This is a genomic window from Sphingomonas sp. LH128 (assembly GCF_000293195.2).
Taxonomy (GTDB): domain Bacteria; phylum Pseudomonadota; class Alphaproteobacteria; order Sphingomonadales; family Sphingomonadaceae; genus Novosphingobium; species Novosphingobium resinovorum_A.
This window is the reverse complement of sequence record NZ_ALVC01000126.1, coordinates 1-16,656: the sequence shown is the minus strand read 5'-3', so window position 1 is coordinate 16,656 and position 16,656 is coordinate 1. Positions and strand designations below refer to the sequence as shown.

General features: G+C 66.7%; 18 protein-coding genes. 5 read left to right on the top strand and 13 right to left on the bottom strand.

Annotation, left to right across the window (positions count from 1 at the left end; all coding sequences use genetic code 11):
• Nucleotides 1-15 precede the first annotated feature (15 nt).
• Complete coding sequence (trxA, locus tag LH128_RS10785; RefSeq protein WP_008829660.1) at nt 16-336, top strand: thioredoxin; 321 nt, start codon at nt 16-18, stop codon at nt 334-336.
• Nucleotides 337-509: 173 nt separating this feature from the next.
• On the opposite strand, the gene LH128_RS10780 is transcribed toward trxA, so the two are convergent.
• From LH128_RS10780 to argJ, 3 genes are read right to left on the bottom strand one after another with little or no spacing between them, the layout of a single operon-like run.
• Nucleotides 510-1,319, bottom strand: a complete 810-nt coding sequence (locus LH128_RS10780) for an inositol monophosphatase family protein (RefSeq protein WP_008829659.1) — start codon at nt 1,317-1,319, stop codon at nt 510-512.
• On the bottom strand, nt 1,316-1,954 hold the full coding sequence (locus LH128_RS10775; protein WP_008829658.1) for a glutathione S-transferase family protein: 639 nt from the start codon (nt 1,952-1,954) through the stop codon (nt 1,316-1,318). Before LH128_RS10775 ends, LH128_RS10780 begins: the two co-directional genes overlap by 4 nt.
• A 1-nt stretch (nt 1,955) precedes the next feature.
• Nucleotides 1,956-3,182, bottom strand: coding sequence for a bifunctional glutamate N-acetyltransferase/amino-acid acetyltransferase ArgJ (gene argJ / locus LH128_RS10770; protein ID WP_008829657.1), 1,227 nt, complete (start codon nt 3,180-3,182; stop codon nt 1,956-1,958).
• A gap of 402 nt (nt 3,183-3,584) precedes the next feature.
• Between argJ and LH128_RS10765 the strand changes: the two genes are divergently transcribed.
• Entirely contained in the window at nt 3,585-4,052 is a 468-nt protein-coding gene (locus LH128_RS10765) for a hypothetical protein (RefSeq protein WP_008829656.1), read from the top strand.
• 39 nt (nt 4,053-4,091) lie between these two features.
• Here the strand turns inward: LH128_RS10765 and LH128_RS10760 are convergent, their stop codons facing one another.
• The 3 genes from LH128_RS10760 to pdxH all read right to left on the bottom strand — a co-directional run bounded on the left by LH128_RS10760 (nt 4,092) and on the right by pdxH (nt 7,326).
• Nucleotides 4,092-5,654: an outer membrane protein assembly factor BamB family protein gene (locus LH128_RS10760; protein WP_008829655.1), complete on the bottom strand. Its 1,563-nt coding sequence runs from the start codon at nt 5,652-5,654 to the stop codon at nt 4,092-4,094.
• A gap of 128 nt (nt 5,655-5,782) precedes the next feature.
• Nucleotides 5,783-6,706, bottom strand: a complete 924-nt coding sequence (locus LH128_RS10755) for a cation diffusion facilitator family transporter (RefSeq protein WP_008829654.1) — start codon at nt 6,704-6,706, stop codon at nt 5,783-5,785.
• Entirely contained in the window at nt 6,703-7,326 is a 624-nt protein-coding gene (gene pdxH, locus LH128_RS10750; protein WP_008829653.1) for a pyridoxamine 5'-phosphate oxidase, read from the bottom strand. Before pdxH ends, LH128_RS10755 begins: the two co-directional genes overlap by 4 nt.
• A gap of 170 nt (nt 7,327-7,496) precedes the next feature.
• Between pdxH and LH128_RS10745 the strand changes: the two genes are divergently transcribed.
• From LH128_RS10745 to fabI, 3 genes are read left to right on the top strand one after another with little or no spacing between them, the layout of a single operon-like run.
• Nucleotides 7,497-8,432 (top strand): DnaJ C-terminal domain-containing protein, encoded by a 936-nt coding sequence (locus tag LH128_RS10745; protein WP_008829652.1) that lies wholly within the window; start codon nt 7,497-7,499, stop codon nt 8,430-8,432.
• A complete protein-coding gene (locus LH128_RS10740; protein WP_008829651.1) occupies nt 8,422-9,363 on the top strand; it encodes a YihY/virulence factor BrkB family protein in 942 nt (313 codons plus the stop codon). The genes LH128_RS10745 and LH128_RS10740 overlap by 11 nt, the downstream gene beginning before the upstream one ends.
• Nucleotides 9,364-9,384: 21 nt before the next feature.
• Complete coding sequence (fabI, locus tag LH128_RS10735) at nt 9,385-10,188, top strand: enoyl-ACP reductase FabI (RefSeq protein WP_008829650.1); 804 nt, start codon at nt 9,385-9,387, stop codon at nt 10,186-10,188.
• 187 nt (nt 10,189-10,375) lie between these two features.
• Here fabI and LH128_RS10730 read toward each other — a convergent pair whose 3' ends face one another.
• The 7 genes from LH128_RS10730 to LH128_RS10700 all read right to left on the bottom strand — a co-directional run.
• Nucleotides 10,376-11,230: a sulfite exporter TauE/SafE family protein gene (locus LH128_RS10730; protein WP_008829649.1), complete on the bottom strand. Its 855-nt coding sequence runs from the start codon at nt 11,228-11,230 to the stop codon at nt 10,376-10,378.
• A gap of 158 nt (nt 11,231-11,388) precedes the next feature.
• Nucleotides 11,389-11,973 carry a hypothetical protein gene (locus LH128_RS10725; RefSeq protein ID WP_008829648.1) on the bottom strand — a complete coding sequence of 195 codons (585 nt, stop codon included), beginning with the start codon at nt 11,971-11,973 and terminating at the stop codon, nt 11,389-11,391.
• 136 nt (nt 11,974-12,109) lie between these two features.
• Nucleotides 12,110-12,679: a hypothetical protein gene (locus LH128_RS10720; RefSeq protein WP_008829647.1), complete on the bottom strand. Its 570-nt coding sequence runs from the start codon at nt 12,677-12,679 to the stop codon at nt 12,110-12,112.
• A gap of 162 nt (nt 12,680-12,841) precedes the next feature.
• Nucleotides 12,842-13,363, bottom strand: a complete 522-nt coding sequence (locus LH128_RS10715; protein WP_008829646.1) for a demethoxyubiquinone hydroxylase family protein — start codon at nt 13,361-13,363, stop codon at nt 12,842-12,844.
• 1 nt (nt 13,364) lies between these two features.
• The gene (locus LH128_RS10710; RefSeq protein WP_008829645.1) at nt 13,365-13,850 is read right to left on the bottom strand and encodes a disulfide bond formation protein B; all 486 of its coding nucleotides are present in this window, start codon (nt 13,848-13,850) and stop codon (nt 13,365-13,367) included.
• A gap of 19 nt (nt 13,851-13,869) precedes the next feature.
• On the bottom strand, nt 13,870-15,234 hold the full coding sequence (locus tag LH128_RS10705; protein ID WP_008829644.1) for a S41 family peptidase: 1,365 nt from the start codon (nt 15,232-15,234) through the stop codon (nt 13,870-13,872).
• 276 nt (nt 15,235-15,510) lie between these two features.
• A partial coding sequence (locus LH128_RS10700) for a murein hydrolase activator EnvC family protein (protein WP_008829643.1) occupies nt 15,511-16,656 on the bottom strand: 1,146 nt, incomplete at its 5' end.

Here is a 16,656-nt window from a genome sequence, read left to right as displayed (position 1 = left end):
TTCAGGAGTCAACCGATGTCCACTATTGCCGTCACCGATGCCAGCTTCGAGGCCGACGTCCTCAAGTCCGACAAGCCCGTCCTCGTCGATTTCTGGGCGGACTGGTGCGGCCCGTGCAAGATGATCGCTCCCGCTCTTGAGGAAATCGCCGAGGAACTGGGCGAACAAATCACCATCGCCAAGATGGACATCATGGCCAACACCGAGACGCCCTCGGCGATCGGTGTGCAGTCGATCCCGCTGCTGGTGTTGTTCAAGGACGGCCAGCCGGTGGCCAAGAAGCTCGGCGCCGCTCCCAAGAGCGCGCTGAAGGGCTGGATCGAAAGCGAACTCTGATCGCTTAGGTCTGAGTTTGAAGAGGCCCCTGCCGTGGGAACGGCGGGGGTTTTCTTTTGCGGGAAAGCCCACCCCCGCAGAAGTAGGGGCGCTTTGCCCTCCCGCTTGCGGGAGGGCCGGGAAGGCTTGGCGATTTATCGCCTAGCCGGACGGGGTGGGGAAAATCCCTGCCGTCAGCCTAGCCTTGCCACCACTTCCGCAAACGCTTCCCAGAGCGCCGGGCTGGAGGCGCCGATCAGGTCGCGGCGTTCGTACTCGTTCACGCGGTAGGCGCTGCCGTCCGGCCTTGCCGCCTTGCCGCCGGCCTCGTTGAGGAACAGTACGCCCGCCGCGTGGTCCCACGGCAGGGTGCGGTTGAACACCGAGATGTCGTTGGTGCCATTGACGAGGCGGGGATATTGCTCGGCCGCGCAGCGCGGGATATCGACCAGGGTGTAGTGCGGGGCGATGTGCGTGAGCACCTTCTCGCGCGCGCCGTCATCGAGGAAGATCGTCGAGATCGCGGCGACCGGCGGCTCGGCCCCGGTGGTGCGCGCGGTGATCCGTTCCCCGTCGATCCAGGCGCCGCCGCCGAGGTCGGTGCGGCAGAAGCGGCCGGTCAGGCAGTCGAGGATCCAGCCGCCGATCGTCTCGCCCTTTTCCGCCAGCGCGACGAGAACGCCGAAGGGCGGCTTGCCGGCGGCGAAGTTGTTGGTGCCGTCGAGCGGATCGACGATCCAGCACAGGCGGTCCTTCAGGCGCTCCATCACCGAGGTATCGGCGAAGGCGGCTTCCTCGCCCACCACGTCGGCTTCGGGCAGGAGCGTGGACAGGCGCTCGGTCAGCAGCGCTTCGGCCTGCTTGTCGGCCACGGTGACGACGTCGTCCGGGGCCTTGGCGTCGATCTGGCTGGCGGCGAGCTTCTGGTAGTGCGGGAGGATCGCGTGCTCGCTCGCCTCGCGCATGATCGTCTCGACGGCGGCGTGAAGGGCGGGCATCATCATGTCAGGGGGATCATCACCTGCTCGGCGAAGCCGGGGCGCTTGACGATGCGCGCGTACCAGTCGGCGATGGCAGGGAACTCCGGCTGCTCGATCCCGAAGGCGTCGAACTTCAGGTTGAACCAGGTGTAGGCGTAGACCCCCATGGGAATGTCGCCGATGCCGAACTGCGCGCCCGAGAGCCAGGGCTTGCCGGTGAGGTACGTGTCCATGATCGCCAACTGCTTCGCGCAGTCGGCGATGCCCTTGGCGATGGCGGCATGGTCCCACTGATCCGGCGACTGGCGCGCCGTGGCGAGGAACGGCGCGCGCTGCGCGTCGGCATAGGTGAACTGCCAGTCCATCCAGCGGTCGGCGAGGGCACGGTCGATGGGATCGGCGGCAAACCATGCAGCGCCGCCGTATTCGGCCGCCATGTAGCGCAGGATCGCGTTCGATTCCCACAGCACCACCTTGCCGTCCTCGATCGTGGGGATCAGGCGGTTGGGGTTCTTGGCGAGGTATTCATCGGTGAAGCCGAACTTTCCGCCTATGTCATGGCGCTGGTACTTGAGGCCCAGTTCCTCGGCGAACCAGGCCACCTTCTTGACGTTGTGCGAGTTCAGGCGGCCCCAGATCGTGAAGAACGGTGCAGTCATATCAGCTCCGGTAGTCCGCGTTGATCGAGATGTAGCCGTGCGTCAGGTCGCAGGTCCACACGGTTGCGGTGCCTTCGCCGAGGCCGAGATCGACCTCGATCGAGATGTCCTGACCCTTGAGATGCGCGGCGACGGGCGCCTCGTCGTAGTCTGCCAGCGGCAGGCCCTGCTGCGCGGCCCAGGTGCCGCCGAAGCCGATCGAGAGCTTGTCGCGGTCGGCTGGCTCGCCGGCCTTGCCGACGGCCATGACGACGCGGCCCCAGTTGGCGTCCTCGCCGGCGATGGCGGTCTTGACCAACGGGGAGTTGGCGATCGCCATGCCGACCTTGCGGGCACTCTCGTCCGACACCGCGCCCGATACGGAGACGGCGATGAACTTCTGCGCGCCTTCACCGTCACGCACGACGAGGTGGGCGAGCTGGCGGCAGACGTCATGGATCGCGGCGGCGAAGGCGTGGGCGCCGGGGCTGTCGAAGCCGGTGATCGGTGCATTGCCCGCCTTGCCGGTGGCGAAGGCGAGGACGGTGTCGCTGGTCGAGGTGTCCGAATCGACGGTGATGCACGAGAACGTGCGCAGGTTCGCGGCGGAAAGGCAGGCCTGCAGGAAGCCCGGCTCCACGGCGGCGTCGGTGAACAGGTAGCCCAGCATCGTCGCCATGTCGGGCGCGATCATGCCGGAACCCTTGATGATGGCGCTGATCTTCACCTTGGTATCGCCGACCATGGCGGTGGCGGCGGCGCCCTTCGCGAAAGTGTCGGTGGTGGCGATGGTATTGGCGGCGTCTTCCCAGCTGCAGGGCTCGGCGGTGAGGGCCTTTTCCACACCCTCGCGTGCCTTGTCCTTGGGCAGCGGCACGCCGATCACGCCGGTCGAGGAGACGAAGACCTGCTCCTTCGGACAGCCGATGTGCGCGGCGACCTGCTCCATGATCTGCTCCACCGCCTCGCGCCCGCGATAGCCGGTGAAGGCATTGGAATTGCCCGCATTCACCACCAGCGCGCGGGCGCGGCCGAGCTTCGCGTTCTCGCGGCCGAGATCGACCTCGGACGAGCAGCATACGTTCTTCGTGAAAACGCCCGCGACCGCGGTGCCTTCCTCCAGCGTGACGTACGTGAGGTCGCAGCGGCCCCAGTCCTTGTAGCCGGCGCGCACGACATGCGGCACGACCCCCGCGATCTCGGGCAGGGCGGGGAAGGGCGAAGCGAGCGGGGAGACGGGGTAGGACATGGCGGGTTGCCTAGCGCTTGGGTGTTGCAGGTCAAGGGCGGTTCGGCGGCCGCGCAAGGTGACGCAGGTTTACACGGTTGACACGGTCCAGAGGGAAAAGGTGTCACCTTGCGGCGATTTTGAGCCATTTCGGGCCCGAAAGTGTCACCTTGTAAGCCCTGATGTGTCACCTTGTGCCGCAAAGGTGTCACCTTGTGCAGGCGATGTGTCACCTTGCAGGCGCAAAGTGTAACCTTGCGCGCGGCGCAAGTTGACAGGTCTGGGAAACGGGTGATCCGGAACATGGCACCAGAATACCCCGCCGCCGCGTCTGTAGGAAAGCCGCCGTTCCCCGCAGGCGCATGGGCTTCGGGCGATGGCCCGTTGACTCGGCCGCGCCCTCGGGCGATGCCGCCTGCAATCATGAGCACGACGTCTTCCGGGAGAGTTCCCCTGCAGCCCCGCTTCCTTCTTCCGCTTGGTGCGGCTGCGCTGGCGCTTGCCCTGTCGGCCTGTTCATCGACCGGCGGCAACGTGGCGAGCACGCCCGCGCCGCCACCCGGCAAACGGATCAAGGGCGTCCCCGTCACCCGCCAGCCGACCCGCGCCGCGCCGCGCGACGCCGCCGTGCAGATGGCGCCCGGCCTCGAAGGCGTGATCGGCGCCAACCAGGGCCAGCTCACCCGCATGTTCGGGGAGCCCCGCCTCGACGTGTGGGAAGGTGACGCGCGCAAGCTGCAGTTCATTGGCACCGCCTGCGTGCTCGACGTGTTCCTCTATCCCAGCACCAGCTCGAAGGAGCCGCACGCCACATACGTGGAAACGCGGCGTTCCTCGGACGGGCAGAATGTGGACCGGGCCGCCTGCGTCGCGGCGCTGAGGCAGAAGTAAGGGCCGGCGGGCAAAGAACGCCCATCGGCCCATGCCCGCTCAGAACAGCTTGTAGGCGGTCAGCTTGGCACGCTGCGCCGTCAGCAGCAGATTGCCTGGCGTGATCGCCAGACGGCCGCCGGTCGGCGCCGTCCAGACGATCTTGTGCCCGGCATCCTTGAGGTCGATCGCCCAGGTCTCATTCTCGGTCGAGACGAAGACATGGCTTCCGGTGGCCACGACATTGCCCGCGAACGTGTCCGAGGTGGGAATCGAGGTCGACCATTTGACCTCGCCCGTTGCCGCATTGATCGCGCTCAGGACGTGCGCATCGTCCCGCACGGCGTAGATCGTATCGCCGGCATAGGCGAAGGCCGTCGTGTACCGCGCGATCGAGCGCCACGATGTCGTCTCGGTATTCAGGTCCAGCGCGATCAGCTGGCTGGCCGTATAGAATGTCCGGTTCGCCGAATAGAGAAAGACCTTGCCGCCCGATCCCAGGACCGGCGCGCTGAACCAGTCGTAGCTCTGCTGCTGGTATCCGGAATCGGCGACGCTGCGCACGAGTACGCCGGTGCCCCGGTCGATGACGTCCAGCGCGCGGCCCGAATAGTAATAGACATAGTTGTCATCGACCGCCGGGCTTTCTCCCGCCCACACGCCGTAGCTCCCGAACGTCTCCCAGCGCTTGGCGCCGGACAAGGCATCGAAGCCGTAGACGACGTTGCCGTAGTACCCCGCCGACATGTAGACGGAGCCCGCCGAAGCGACCGGCTGGTTGAATGTCGACCATTGCGACGCGAAGTGCATCTGCTGCTTGAACGCGCCGGTAGCGAGGTCGAACACCCATTGCGGGTTCGTGCCGCTCGAACTCTCCATTGAGGTCACGTGCACCAGTCCGTCGGAGATCGCAGGACCGCTGAGATAGCCGGAGGCGTAGATCTGCGAGCCCAGATCGTAGTTCCACTTCTCGGCGCCGTCCGCAGCATTGAGGCCGCGCACCGTGCCCCGATACTGCCAGGTCCCGCCGGTCGACGGCTCGACGGTCGTGATAGCCACCATGTCGGCCGTCGCGGCCGGGGCCTGGATCGACTGCCCCGCGTATTCCCAGGCCTTCACGAAGTCCGCGACCTTGTAATTCACCGGCACATAGCCGGTATGCGCACCGTTGCGCTGGAAGGTGCCCCACGCCTGGAGCGGCACGTCGAGGTTGACGGTGAAGGTCTGAGTAGAACCCGGATAGACGGTCCCGCATGTCGCATCGGTGCAGAGGCGGAAGGTCACCTCGGTAGAGGTCTTGCCGCCCGCCGGAAGATCGACGGTGGCGAACTTCACGGTGTAGCCCTGCCCCGCGGCGACCGGCGCACCATCGAGGGCGAAGCGCCGGTCGGAGAACTTCACGTCGGCCACGACATTGCCCGAAGACGATCCGGTGTAGCTGGCGCCGATCTCGAAATGGCCGGTCTGGCCTTCGGCGGAGCTGACGTTCAGCGTCGGGGCTGCCATCGTGACGTTCAACGTCGCCAGGGGCGGAGGGCCTCCGTTGCCATTGCCATCGTCACCGCCGCACGCACCCACCATGGCGGCCGCAGCAATCGCCGCGCCCCAGTACACGATCTTCATGAAATCCCCCGTTCGCCTGCGGGCTGCAGGCGGTCATCGGGTGCATCAGAAAATCCGAAAATACAAGGTAATGAACGAGTTGTAATAACAGGCGGGACAGACGCAAAAACCTCCCGTTCCTGTGCTCCTCACCCCACCCGGATCGGCGGCAGCACGTCCAGGCCCGCATCGCCGGCCTCGTCGACCAGTCCTTCGGGGTCCGGATGGATCAGTATCTCGGTGCCGGGAAATTCCGCCTTCAGCCGCGCTTCCAGCGCATCCATCACCTTGTGCGCCTCGCGCACGGTCATGTTCGCATCGACCCAGACGTGGAACTGCACGAAGTCGCGGTTGCCCGAGGTGCGCGTGCGCAAGTCGTGGACGCCGGTGATGTCGGGATTGCGGGCGAGCACCTCGAGGAAGCGCTGCTTCTTCTCCGCCGGCCACTCGTGGTCCATCAGCTGGTCGAGCACCTCCTCGGACGCCTTCCAGGCGCCCCAGGCCAGCCACAGCGCGATGCCGAGGCCGAACAGCGGGTCCGCGCCCGAAACGCCGAGGTACTGGTCGATCACCAGCGCCGCGATCACCGCCACGTTGAGCAGCAGGTCCGACTGATAATGCACGCTATCGGTCGCGATCGCGAGGCTGCCGGTCCGGCGGATCACATGGCGCTGCCAGGCGATCAACGCGAACGTCACTACGATCGCCGCCAGCGAGACGCCGATGCCGGTGCCCGCCGCCTCGACCCGTGCACCCGCGAAGAAATCCTCCACCGCGCGCGCGGCGATGCCCAGCGCCGAGATCGAGATCAGCACGATCTGGAACAGCGCCGCGATCGCTTCTGCCTTGCCGTGGCCGAAGCGGTGCTTGTCGTCGGGCGGGTGCGCGGCGATCCACACGCCCAGCAAGGTCGCCACGCTGGCGACGAGGTCAAGCGCGGTGTCGGCCAGGCTCCCCAGCATCGCGGTGGAGCCGGTGGACCATGCCGCCCAGCCCTTGATCGCGATCAGCAACGTTGCCGCGCCGATGCTGGCGAAGGCCGCGCTGCGGTTGAGAGCCCCGTGATCACTCACGGATAGAGCAGCGAACTGGCCCAGCCTTCCGGGCCGTGCTCGAAGCGGCGGCGCTCGTGGAGGCGATAGGGGCGGTCGTGCCAGAACTCCATCGCCTGCGGGCGCACGCGCCAGCCGCCCCAGTGCGCGGGACGCTCGACCTCGCCGCCCTCGAAGCGGGCACGCACGTCCTCATAGCGGGCGAGGAAGGTTTCACGCGAATCGAGCGGGGCGGACTGGTCGGACGCCACTGCGCCGAGCTGCGAATCGCGGGCGCGCGAATGGAAATAGGCCTCGGCCTCGGCCTCGCTTACGGGCGAAAGGGTGCCTTCGATGCGGATCTGGCGGCGCAGGCTCTTCCAGTGGAACAGCAGCGCGACCTGCGGGTTGGCGGCGATCTCCTGCCCCTTGCGGCTGTGGCCATTGGTGTAGAACACGAAGCCGGAGGTGTCGTAGCCCTTCAGCAGCACCATGCGCACCGAGGGCTGGCCGTCCGGCGTCGCGGTGGCGAGTGCCATTGCGTTGGAATCGTTGGGTTCCCTCTCGCGCGCTTCATCGTACCACTGCGTGAACAGCGCGAAGGGATCGCCATGCGGGATAAGCTCGCGGGCGTCGGTTTCGGAAGGATGCGCTATGGTCACTGTGCGAATTCCTGCGTTTCGAGATGGGAACCCTTGCGCGGATGCCCGGTTGCACGGGAGATGGCCTTGATCGCGGACAAGTCTCCTGTGCGAACTAGGGAACGCAAACGTTCCGCGCAACCTGCGAGAGCGCTTGTCCAAACCCGCCACGCAACCTAGCTAGGGGCATCATGGCAGCAGATCCCTATACCACCCTTGGCGTGCCCCGCGGTGCGAGCGAAAAGGACATCAAGTCCGCCTACCGCAAGCTGGCGAAGGAACTCCACCCCGACACCAACAAGGACAACCCGGCGGCGGCCGCGCGCTTCAACGACGTGACGCGCGCTTACGACCTGCTTTCGGACAAGACCAAGCGCGCCCAGTTCGACCGGGGCGAGATCGACGCCGAGGGCAACCCGGCCAGCCCCTTCGGCGGCGGTTTCGGCGCAGGCGGTTATGGCGGCGGCCCCGGCGGCCAGCGCGGCTTCGGCGGCGGTTTCGGCGCCGAGGAAGGGATCGACCTCGAAGACATCTTCGGCGGCATCTTCGGTGGCGGCGGCCGCGCCGGGATGGGCGGCATGGGAGGCGGCCGGGGCCGCGCCGCGCCCAAGGGCGCCAACGTCAACTACCGCCTCGCCGTGCCGCTGACCGACGCGGCGGAACTGAAGCCCCAGCGCATCACCCTGTCGGACGGCAAGACCATCGACCTCAAGCTGCCTGCGGGCGTCGAGGACGGCACCCAGATGCGCCTTGCGGGCAAGGGCGAGCCCGGCCCCGGCGGCAATGGCGATGCCACCGTCACCGTCCACATCCAGCCGCACGCCTTCTTCCGGCGCGACGGCGACGACTTGCGCCTCGACCTGCCGATCACGCTGGACGAAGCGCTGCTCGGCGCCAAGGTCAAGGCGCCGACGCCTTCGGGAGCGGTGATGCTCTCGGTTCCGGCGGGCTCCAGCTCCGGCAAGGCGCTGCGCCTCAAGGGACGCGGGATGACGCGCAAGGACGGCTCGCGCGGCGACCAGTTGATCACCCTGCAGATCACCCTGCCCGAGGGCGATGCAGACCTCGCCGCCCGCCTCGAAGGCTGGCATGACAGCCGCGACGTGCGCGGGAAGTTTGGCGTCTGATCCTGACCATGAAGCGCTGAGCAAAAAGCTGCGGCGCAAGGCGGGACCGGGCACCCGGACATTCCGCGTAATCGGCCGCGTCGTGTCGGGCACCTGGGACGACGGGTTCATCCATGCGGGCAATCTCGCCTACATGAGCCTGCTGTCGCTGTTCCCCTTCTTCATCGCGCTGGCCGCGATCCTCTCGGCGCTGGGCGAGCAGGACCAGATGGGCGCCTCGATCGACACCATCCTGCGCGCCCTGCCTCCGCGCGTGGGCGACGTGCTGCGCCCGGTGGCCCACGACGTCGCCGCCGCGCGCCATGGCTGGCTGCTGTGGATCGGCGGGTTCCTGGGCATGTGGACCTCGGGCAGCCTGATCGAGACCATCCGCGACATTCTCCACCGCGCCTACGACGCGAAGAAGCGCCACCGCTTCTGGCGATCCCGGCTGGTGTCGAGCGCGGTGATCTTCGGCTCGGTGCTGCTGCTGCTGATCTCGCTGTCCTCGCAAGTGCTGCTCTCGACCGCCGAGACGGTGCTGGCGACGCTATTCCCCCGGCTCGATACGCTTTCCGAGCAAATGGCGCTCACTACGGCGATGAGCGGAGGCGGCATTTTCGTCTCGATCTATCTGCTGTTCTATCTGCTCACCCCTTCGGCATACCAGAAGCGGCGCTACCGCAAATGGCCCGGAGCGGCGTTCGTCACGCTATGGTGGCTGCTGGTCGCCTGGGCGCTGCCGAAAGTGTTGCAGAGTTTCCTCATGTACGATTTGACGTACGGAAGCCTCGCCGGAGTGATGATCGCGCTTTTCTTTTTCTGGCTTGTCGGCTTAGGGATGGTCATAGGCGCGGAGTTGAACGCGGCGCTCGCGCAGGCGAACGAGGGTACAGGTGTCCCCGTGGAATTCGGCGCGGGTTCCGGCCCGGCGAACGGGCCCAACGATTAAAGTGGTTACAGGAAGAAACGAATGACCGGTCTGATGCACGGCAAGAGGGGGCTCATCATGGGCCTCGCCAACGACAAGTCGCTGGCCTGGGGTATCGCGAAGAAGCTGCACGAACAGGGGGCCGAACTGGCCTTCGCCTATCAGGGCGAGGCGCTGGCCAAGCGGGTGAGGCCGCTGGCGGAAAGCCTCGGCTCCGATTTCCTCATCGACTGCGACGTGTCGAACATGGACGCGATCGACACCGCCTTCGCCACTCTGGCGGAGCGCTGGGAGACGATCGACTTCGTGGTCCACGCCATCGGCTTCTCGGACAAGAACGAGCTGCGCGGCAAGTATGTCGACACCAGCCTCGACAACTTCCTGATGACGATGAACATCTCGGCCTACTCGCTGGTCGCCGTGACCAAGCGCGCGATGGCGATGATGCCGAATGGCGGCTCGATCCTGACGCTGACGTACTACGGCGCCGAAAAGGTCGTGCCGCACTACAACGTCATGGGCGTGGCCAAGGCGGCGCTCGAGGCCTCGGTGAAGTACCTCGCCAACGACCTCGGCCCGCAAGGCATCCGCGTCAACGCGATCTCGGCCGGCCCGATCAAGACACTGGCCGCCAGCGGCATCGGCGACTTCCGCTACATCCTCAAGTGGAACGAGCTGAACTCGCCGCTGCGCCGCAACACCACGATCGAGGACGTGGGCGGCTCGGGCCTGTACTTCCTGTCGGACTTGTCCTCGGGCGTGACCGGCGAGACGCATCATGTGGACTCGGGTTACCACCTCGTCGGCATGAAGCAGGAAGACGCGCCGGATATCGCGCTGGTCTGAGGGCCTTCTCGAACTGCCGAAGTACAAAAGGCCGGAGCTGATGCTCCGGCCTTTTCCATTTTCGTCGTCCCGGACTTGATCCGGGACCGGTGGCTGTCTTTAGAAGTAAGCGATAGGCAAGGCACCCTGCCGTGGGCCGGGTCGGTCTCGGCCAGCGGTCCCGGATCAAGTCCGGGACGACGAAGTCTCAGCGAACCTCCGCCGCCTTGGCCGGAGCAATGACATCCACCTTGACCTTATCCGGCGCGTTCGCCTTCACGAACAGCTGCCATGACGACACCGCCAGCACCGCCGCCAGCAGCGGCTGCAACACCTTGTCCGGCGCGCGCGAGGATAGGTAGCTGCCCACCACCACGCCCGGAATCGAGCCGATCAGCAGGTTGGTCAGCAGCGTTCCGTTGACGTCACCCATGATCCAGTGCCCGGTGCCCGCGATCAGCGTCAGCGGCACGGCATGGGCAATGTCCGACCCGACGATGCGTGCCACCGGCAGGCGGGGATAGAGCACGAAGAGCACGGTGACCCCGATCGCTCCCGCCCCCACCGAGGACACCGAAACGGCCACGCCGATCAGGGCGCCCAGCGCGATCGTGCCGCCGAGTTCCACCATCGGCGAACGCTGCGCGGCGCCGTCATGGGCATGGCGGAACAGCCACTTGCGCCCGATGACCGCGAGCGAAGTCAGCGCCAGAAGGCATGCCAGCGAGAGGAGAATGACGTGCTCTGTCGACTTGCCGACCGAACCCATCCGGGCCATCACCAGCAATGTCACCACGGCGGCGGGCACGCTGCCCATGGCCATGCGGCGCACGATCTTCCACTCCACGCTCTCGCGCGAGCCATGGACCGCCGATCCGGCGATCTTGGTCACGGCGGCGAACAGCAGGTCGGTGCCCACCGCCGTCTTGGCGCTGACGCCGAACAGCAGCACCAGCAGCGGCGTCATCAGCGAGCCGCCGCCCACCCCGGTCAGTCCGACCAGCAGACCGACGAGCAGCCCCGCGATGGCATGGAAAAAATCGATCGAACCCGTCACGCCCATTGCGTACCCATAATGCTGCACCCGGCCATATTATCACGCGCCGTTCCAGCCGGTTTGGTCTCACAAGACAAGCGGATTTGCGGTTTCAGGGGGCGAAGCGGGGCTTCGCAGGTTTGCAATGCCGCTCCAGGCTGTCCGTGTCGATCGCGTGGCGACGGCTATTCCTGCGCCGTAGCATCGACGGCGCCTTGCATCTGCTCCACCGCGTCGCCTGATGCCGACTGACGTTCCTGCCGCTCGAAGTAGGCCCGCTCGATTTCCTCCACGCGGGTCTGCTCCGCCTTGGCCTCGGCGTCGATCCCGGCAAGGCGCTTCTCCCGCTCGGCCTGGATCAGCTGTGCGTAGCGACCTTCGGCACCGTCCTTGCGTTCGCGAAAGGCGCGGTCGACGAACTGCCGCCAGCATCCCAGCGCACCGAACCGCCCGGCAACGGAACATCCACCCAGGCCGGCATCGTCCTGATAATCCCGAACCTTGTTGGTCCAGCTGTCCACCGGCGGGCGATCGGCGTCTCGCAGCACTTCGGGAATGCGGTAGCGCTCCTCTTCCGGCTTGCGGGCGCAGACGGTGATCTCACCCGAGGCCGACACCGGGCACGGATCGTCGCCGTACACGATGGTCTGCGCGACCCGCTCGCCCCCCTGCCCGACATCAATCGGAACGCGTTGCGGCATGGGCGTCTCGCCCAAGGCAGGCACGGCGATCAAAGCCAAGGCGCTCGAAGCGAAAGCGAAACGGTTCATCCTGTAGCCCCCTTAGTCACGATGCCAGCGAGTTCCATCGGACATAGCCGCTCGTACGCATTCGGGGCAGGATTTCCGAACGTGTCAGATCCCGGTCGGAAATCCAACGTTACCGGGCCGCAGCGTTCGTTGCGCGTTACTTCTGGTCGGGGGTCTTTGCCCCTGCGGCCGCGTCCTGCTGCGCCTCCTGACGCTGGCGCTGGTCGAAATAGGCCTTTTCCGCTTCCTCGACACGCGCCTGATCGGCGGCGGCATCGGCATCGATGGTGGAGAGGCGCTTTTCACGTTCGGCCTGGATCAGTTCGCTGAAGCGGACTTCCGAGCCGTTGGCCTTTTCCGCATAGGCACTGTTGATGAGCTGCTGCGTGCAGCCCAGCCAGCCGCCCGAACCCGCCGGCGAACAGCTCTGCGTGCCGAAGCGACCCACGGTTTCGTAAGCCTGCACCTTGTTCGCCCATGCCTCGGACTGGGGCTGGTCTATGCCGCGCAGCGGCTCAGGGATGCGGTAGCGTTCTTCCTCGGGCTTGCGCGCGCAGACGGTGATGTCGCCCGAGGCCGATTGCGGGCACGGATCGTCGCCGTAGATGATCAGCTGGTTGACCTTCTCCCCGCCCGGATCGGTAAGCCCGGCGTCCTGTGCGAATGCGGCGGGCGCGACGGCCAGCGAAAGAGCGGCAGCTGCAGCAGTGAGGAGAAGGCGGGTCATCGGTGGCTCCAGCAGGTATCGGCCCGGAGGCGTCATGATCGGGTCGCGCCCGATATAGGTAGGCTACGGGTTGAATGACAGCTTAAGAGCGTTTTCTAATCGGGTGGAAACACCCGATGACTCGGAAAACGCGGCAAATACAACCAGACAACCCGCGAGAGGTCAGATCCGTTCCGACAGCTTGATGGCCACGCGGCAGCCCATGCGGATCGCGTGGAACAGCAGCGGATAGGCCGGGGCCTTCTCCGCGCCCGCCGCCAGCGCGGCATCGCGGTGCTCGCGCTCCTCGTCGCGGAACTTCAGGATTGCGGCGCCCAGTTCGGGGTCTTCGTCGCCCAGTTCCTCGAGCTGCTCGGTATAGTGGCGGTCGATCTCGGTCTCGATCGCGGCGGTGCAGGCCATCGCCGCTTCCGGCCCGATCAGTGCCGTCGCCGCGCCCAACGCAAAGCCCGCGGCCGACCACACCGGCTGCAGCAGCGTGGGACGCACGCCGCGCTGCGTGATCATCGCGTCGAACTTCGCCTGATGCTCGGCCTCCTGCGCGGCCATGCCGGCGATCTCGGTCGAGTGCGGACCGCGCGTGCCCATCACCGCCAGCTGGCCCGCGTAGATTCGGTTGGCGCCGAATTCGCCCGCCTGATCGACCCGCAACATCCGTTCGCTGCGCTTACTCATCGCGTTCATCTCAAGCCTTTCGGTCGCTGCGGGCGATGAGGGCGAAGACCGCCAGCGCGCCCAGCGTCGAGAACAGGAAGTTGAAGCCCGCCAGCGAAATGCCGAAGAGGCTCCACGGCGCCACGTCGCAGCGGATCACCGGCGCCTTCATGATCGCGTCGAGCGGATCGCCGCCTGCCGCGAAGGGGCTGGCGGTGCAGGCGGTCACGCCTTCCCACCACTTATATTCGACCCCGGCGTGGAAGCCGCCGATCAGCCCGGACACCAGCACCGCCAGCGCCGCGACGGCCACCAGCGGGCGCACCGGCCGCCAGAAGAACGCCAGCAGCGCGAAGACGATGGCCAGCATGTGCGGATAGCGCTGCCACCAGCACATCTCGCAAGGGTTGAGCCCGAACACGTACTGGCTCACCAGCGCCCCGCCGAGGGCGATGACGGGAATGCCAAGCGCCAGCATACGCGCGGCGCGCACGGACGGTGCGGCGGAAACGGCCATGCCCTTCGTGCCCCTGCCGTCAGTTCTTGGAAACGGCGGCAAGCGCGGGCTTGCCCGCCGTGCGCTGCAGCGTGGAGATCGCGTAATGCAGCTGGAAGTCCTTGATGCCTTCCTTTTCAAGCTCAGCGGCCGTCACCTTGAAGCGCGGATCGTCCTGCTTGTCGGTTTCCAGATCCTTGTCCTTGAGCGCCGCCTCGTTGATGAGGTGGCCGCGCAAGTCGGACTCGCGCACCGCACGTTCGGCGCGGGCACGGGCGTCGGGATCGGACAGCTGCGGAACCTTGATGTCGGGGGCAATGCCGCCCTCCTGCACCGAGTGGCCGGAAGGCGTGTAGTAGCGCGCCGTCGTGATCTTGATCGCGCTGTTCTGGTCGAGCGGCAGGAACGACTGGACCGAGCCCTTGCCGAACGTGCGCTCGCCCATGATCACCGCGCGGTGCTGGTCCTGCAGTGCGCCAGCGACGATCTCCGAGGCCGAGGCCGAACCCGCGTCCACCAGCACGACGACCGGCAGGCCCTTGGCGACGTCGCCCTTGAACACCGATTCGGCGCGGTAGAACTGGTTCTCGTTCGCGTTGCGCCCGCGCTGCGAGACGATGTCGCCATGGTCGAGGAACAGGTCGGACAGCGCCACCGCTTCGTCCAGCGAACCGCCGGGGTTGGAGCGCAGATCGAGCACGAGGCCGGTCAGCTTGCCGCCCTTCACCGCCGCCTGCTTCTTGAGGTCGGAAATGGCGTTGTTCACGTCGTTACCGACATCGCGCGAGAACTCGTTGACCGAGATCACGCCGACGTTGTCCTTGAATTCCCAGGTCACCGGCTCAAGCTCGATCACGCCGCGCGTCACGGTGACGTCGAACGGCGCGTCGCGGCCCGGGCGGAAGATCGTCAGGCGGATCGAGGAGCCCGCCTCGCCGCGCATCTTCGATACCGCCTCGTCCAGATCGCGCTCGTAATAGAGCACGCCATCGAGGTGGGTGATGTAGTCGCCCGCCTTGAGCCCCGCCTTCTCCGCCGGGCTGCCCTTGAACGGCGAGACGATCTTCACCGCGCCGTCATCCTCGACCACCGAGAGGCCGAGGCCGGTATACTTGCCGTCGATCATCGTCTCCAGCCGCTGCAGCGACTGGCCGTCGAGGTAGTTCGAATGCGGATCGAGGCTGGCCAGCATGCCGTCGATCGCGCCCTTGAGCAGCTTGTCGTCGCTCACCTGGTCGACATAGTTGTCCTTCACGATCTGGTAGATCGTGAAGAGCTTGTCGAACTCGTGACTGGTGCGCGTGTCCACCGCCGACAGGCCAGAGGTCGCCACAGGCAGCACGGCCACGGCGGAAACCAGCAGGGTAGCCCTGAACAGCTTGGGGATTAGCGGGGCAATCTTCATCGGGCGTGATGCCTCTTCAATGCGTCGGTCCGGCGCGGTGGCCGGCGGGGGTTCATGACCGTCATCCTATCGTCCGATGACCGTGAACGCCAGCGGAACGGCAGGATTTGCGTTCATATAGGAGGCATCAGGTTAATTGCCCGAAAAACCATGTCGTCGTCCCGGACCTGATCCGGGACCGCTGGCCATGAACAGCATTGCAAGCGGTGAGGCGCCTGGACGACGTCGCGTGCCTAAAGACCGCCGCCGGTCCCGGATCAAGCCCGGGACGACGCCTTACAATGCCCGGATATACTGAAGCGGATTGACCGGCGCCCCGCCCTGCCGCAGCTCGACCATCACGCGCGGATCGCCCGGCCCGGTCACGCCGATGGGAGACCCGGCGACCACTTGCGCACCCACTGCCACGTCCAGCCGCGCCAGGCCCGTGACAAGCGAGGTCCAGCCGCCGTCGTGCTCGATGATGACGATGCTCTGGAAGCCGCGATACGGCCCCGCGAAAGCCACTCGCCCCGGCGCCGGAGAGACCGCCTGCGCATGCGCGCGCGGGGCCATGACCAGCCCGTTGGAGCGCGCCTGCCCCGGCGCATCCTCGCCGAATCCGGTCACCAGTCGCCCGGTCACCGGCAGCATGTAGCTGGACAATCCCTCGGGCAGCGGCGTGAACTGCCCGGCGCCGATGACTTGCGCATCCTCCGGCCGGGCGGGCCGCATGATCGGCCCCGGCAGCGCCGCGAGGCTCGCCCGCAATTCCCCCTGCCGACCGACCTGCACCACCAGATCGCCCAGATCGCGCGCCTTCTCCGCCAGCGCCAATGCCCGGTCGCTTTCCCGCGCGGCGATACCGCTGGCTTCGCGCCCGGCCAGCCGCTGGCGCGATTCGATGGCGGCGAGTTGCCCGCGTCGCTCGCGCATCTGTGCCTGCGCCTGCGAGAGCCCGGCGGCAGCGGCCTTGGCCTGCTGCTCCAGCGCCCGCCCACGCTCGATCGCTACCCGCAGGCCCGCCGTGCGCGCCTCCACCTCGGGCAGCATCGTGTCGAGCAATGCCCGCATGTAAACCGCATCGCGTACCGAACCCGGCCGCAGCAAGGCCAGCAACGGAGGCCGCCGCGACAGCCGCTGCAATGACCCGGTGAGTCGCGCCAGAGGCCCCTGCTTCTGCGCCAACTGTGCCCTCAGGCCCTGCCGCTGCGAAGCGATCAGCCGGATCTGCGCGCACTGCACGGCGATCTGCGCATCGGTTTCCTGAATCCGCGCGGCGATAGCGGCGGCCTCACGCGCAGTGGTTTCGGCCTGCTCGGTGACTTCGCGGGCACGTGCCTCCAGCTTTTCCGCCCGCTTGCGAGCCGCTGCACCTTCGCGCCGGGCGGCGATCATGTCCGCCTGCGCCTGCCGCGCATCGACCGCCGGGTCGAGCACCGC

Coding starts and splice junctions, on each gene's coding strand:
- trxA (WP_008829660.1), top strand. CDS start 16: ATGTCCACTATTGCCGTCACCGATGCCAGCTTCGAGGCCGACGTCCTC.
- LH128_RS10780 (WP_008829659.1), bottom strand. CDS start 1,319: ATGATGATGCCCGCCCTTCACGCCGCCGTCGAGACGATCATGCGCGAG.
- LH128_RS10775 (WP_008829658.1), bottom strand. CDS start 1,954: ATGACTGCACCGTTCTTCACGATCTGGGGCCGCCTGAACTCGCACAAC.
- argJ (WP_008829657.1), bottom strand. CDS start 3,182: ATGTCCTACCCCGTCTCCCCGCTCGCTTCGCCCTTCCCCGCCCTGCCC.
- LH128_RS10765 (WP_008829656.1), top strand. CDS start 3,585: ATGAGCACGACGTCTTCCGGGAGAGTTCCCCTGCAGCCCCGCTTCCTT.
- LH128_RS10760 (WP_008829655.1), bottom strand. CDS start 5,654: ATGAAGATCGTGTACTGGGGCGCGGCGATTGCTGCGGCCGCCATGGTG.
- LH128_RS10745 (WP_008829652.1), top strand. CDS start 7,497: ATGGCAGCAGATCCCTATACCACCCTTGGCGTGCCCCGCGGTGCGAGC.
- fabI (WP_008829650.1), top strand. CDS start 9,385: ATGACCGGTCTGATGCACGGCAAGAGGGGGCTCATCATGGGCCTCGCC.
- LH128_RS10730 (WP_008829649.1), bottom strand. CDS start 11,230: ATGGGCGTGACGGGTTCGATCGATTTTTTCCATGCCATCGCGGGGCTG.
- LH128_RS10725 (WP_008829648.1), bottom strand. CDS start 11,973: ATGAACCGTTTCGCTTTCGCTTCGAGCGCCTTGGCTTTGATCGCCGTG.
- LH128_RS10720 (WP_008829647.1), bottom strand. CDS start 12,679: ATGACCCGCCTTCTCCTCACTGCTGCAGCTGCCGCTCTTTCGCTGGCC.
- LH128_RS10715 (WP_008829646.1), bottom strand. CDS start 13,363: ATGAACGCGATGAGTAAGCGCAGCGAACGGATGTTGCGGGTCGATCAG.
- LH128_RS10710 (WP_008829645.1), bottom strand. CDS start 13,850: ATGGCCGTTTCCGCCGCACCGTCCGTGCGCGCCGCGCGTATGCTGGCG.
- LH128_RS10705 (WP_008829644.1), bottom strand. CDS start 15,234: ATGAAGATTGCCCCGCTAATCCCCAAGCTGTTCAGGGCTACCCTGCTG.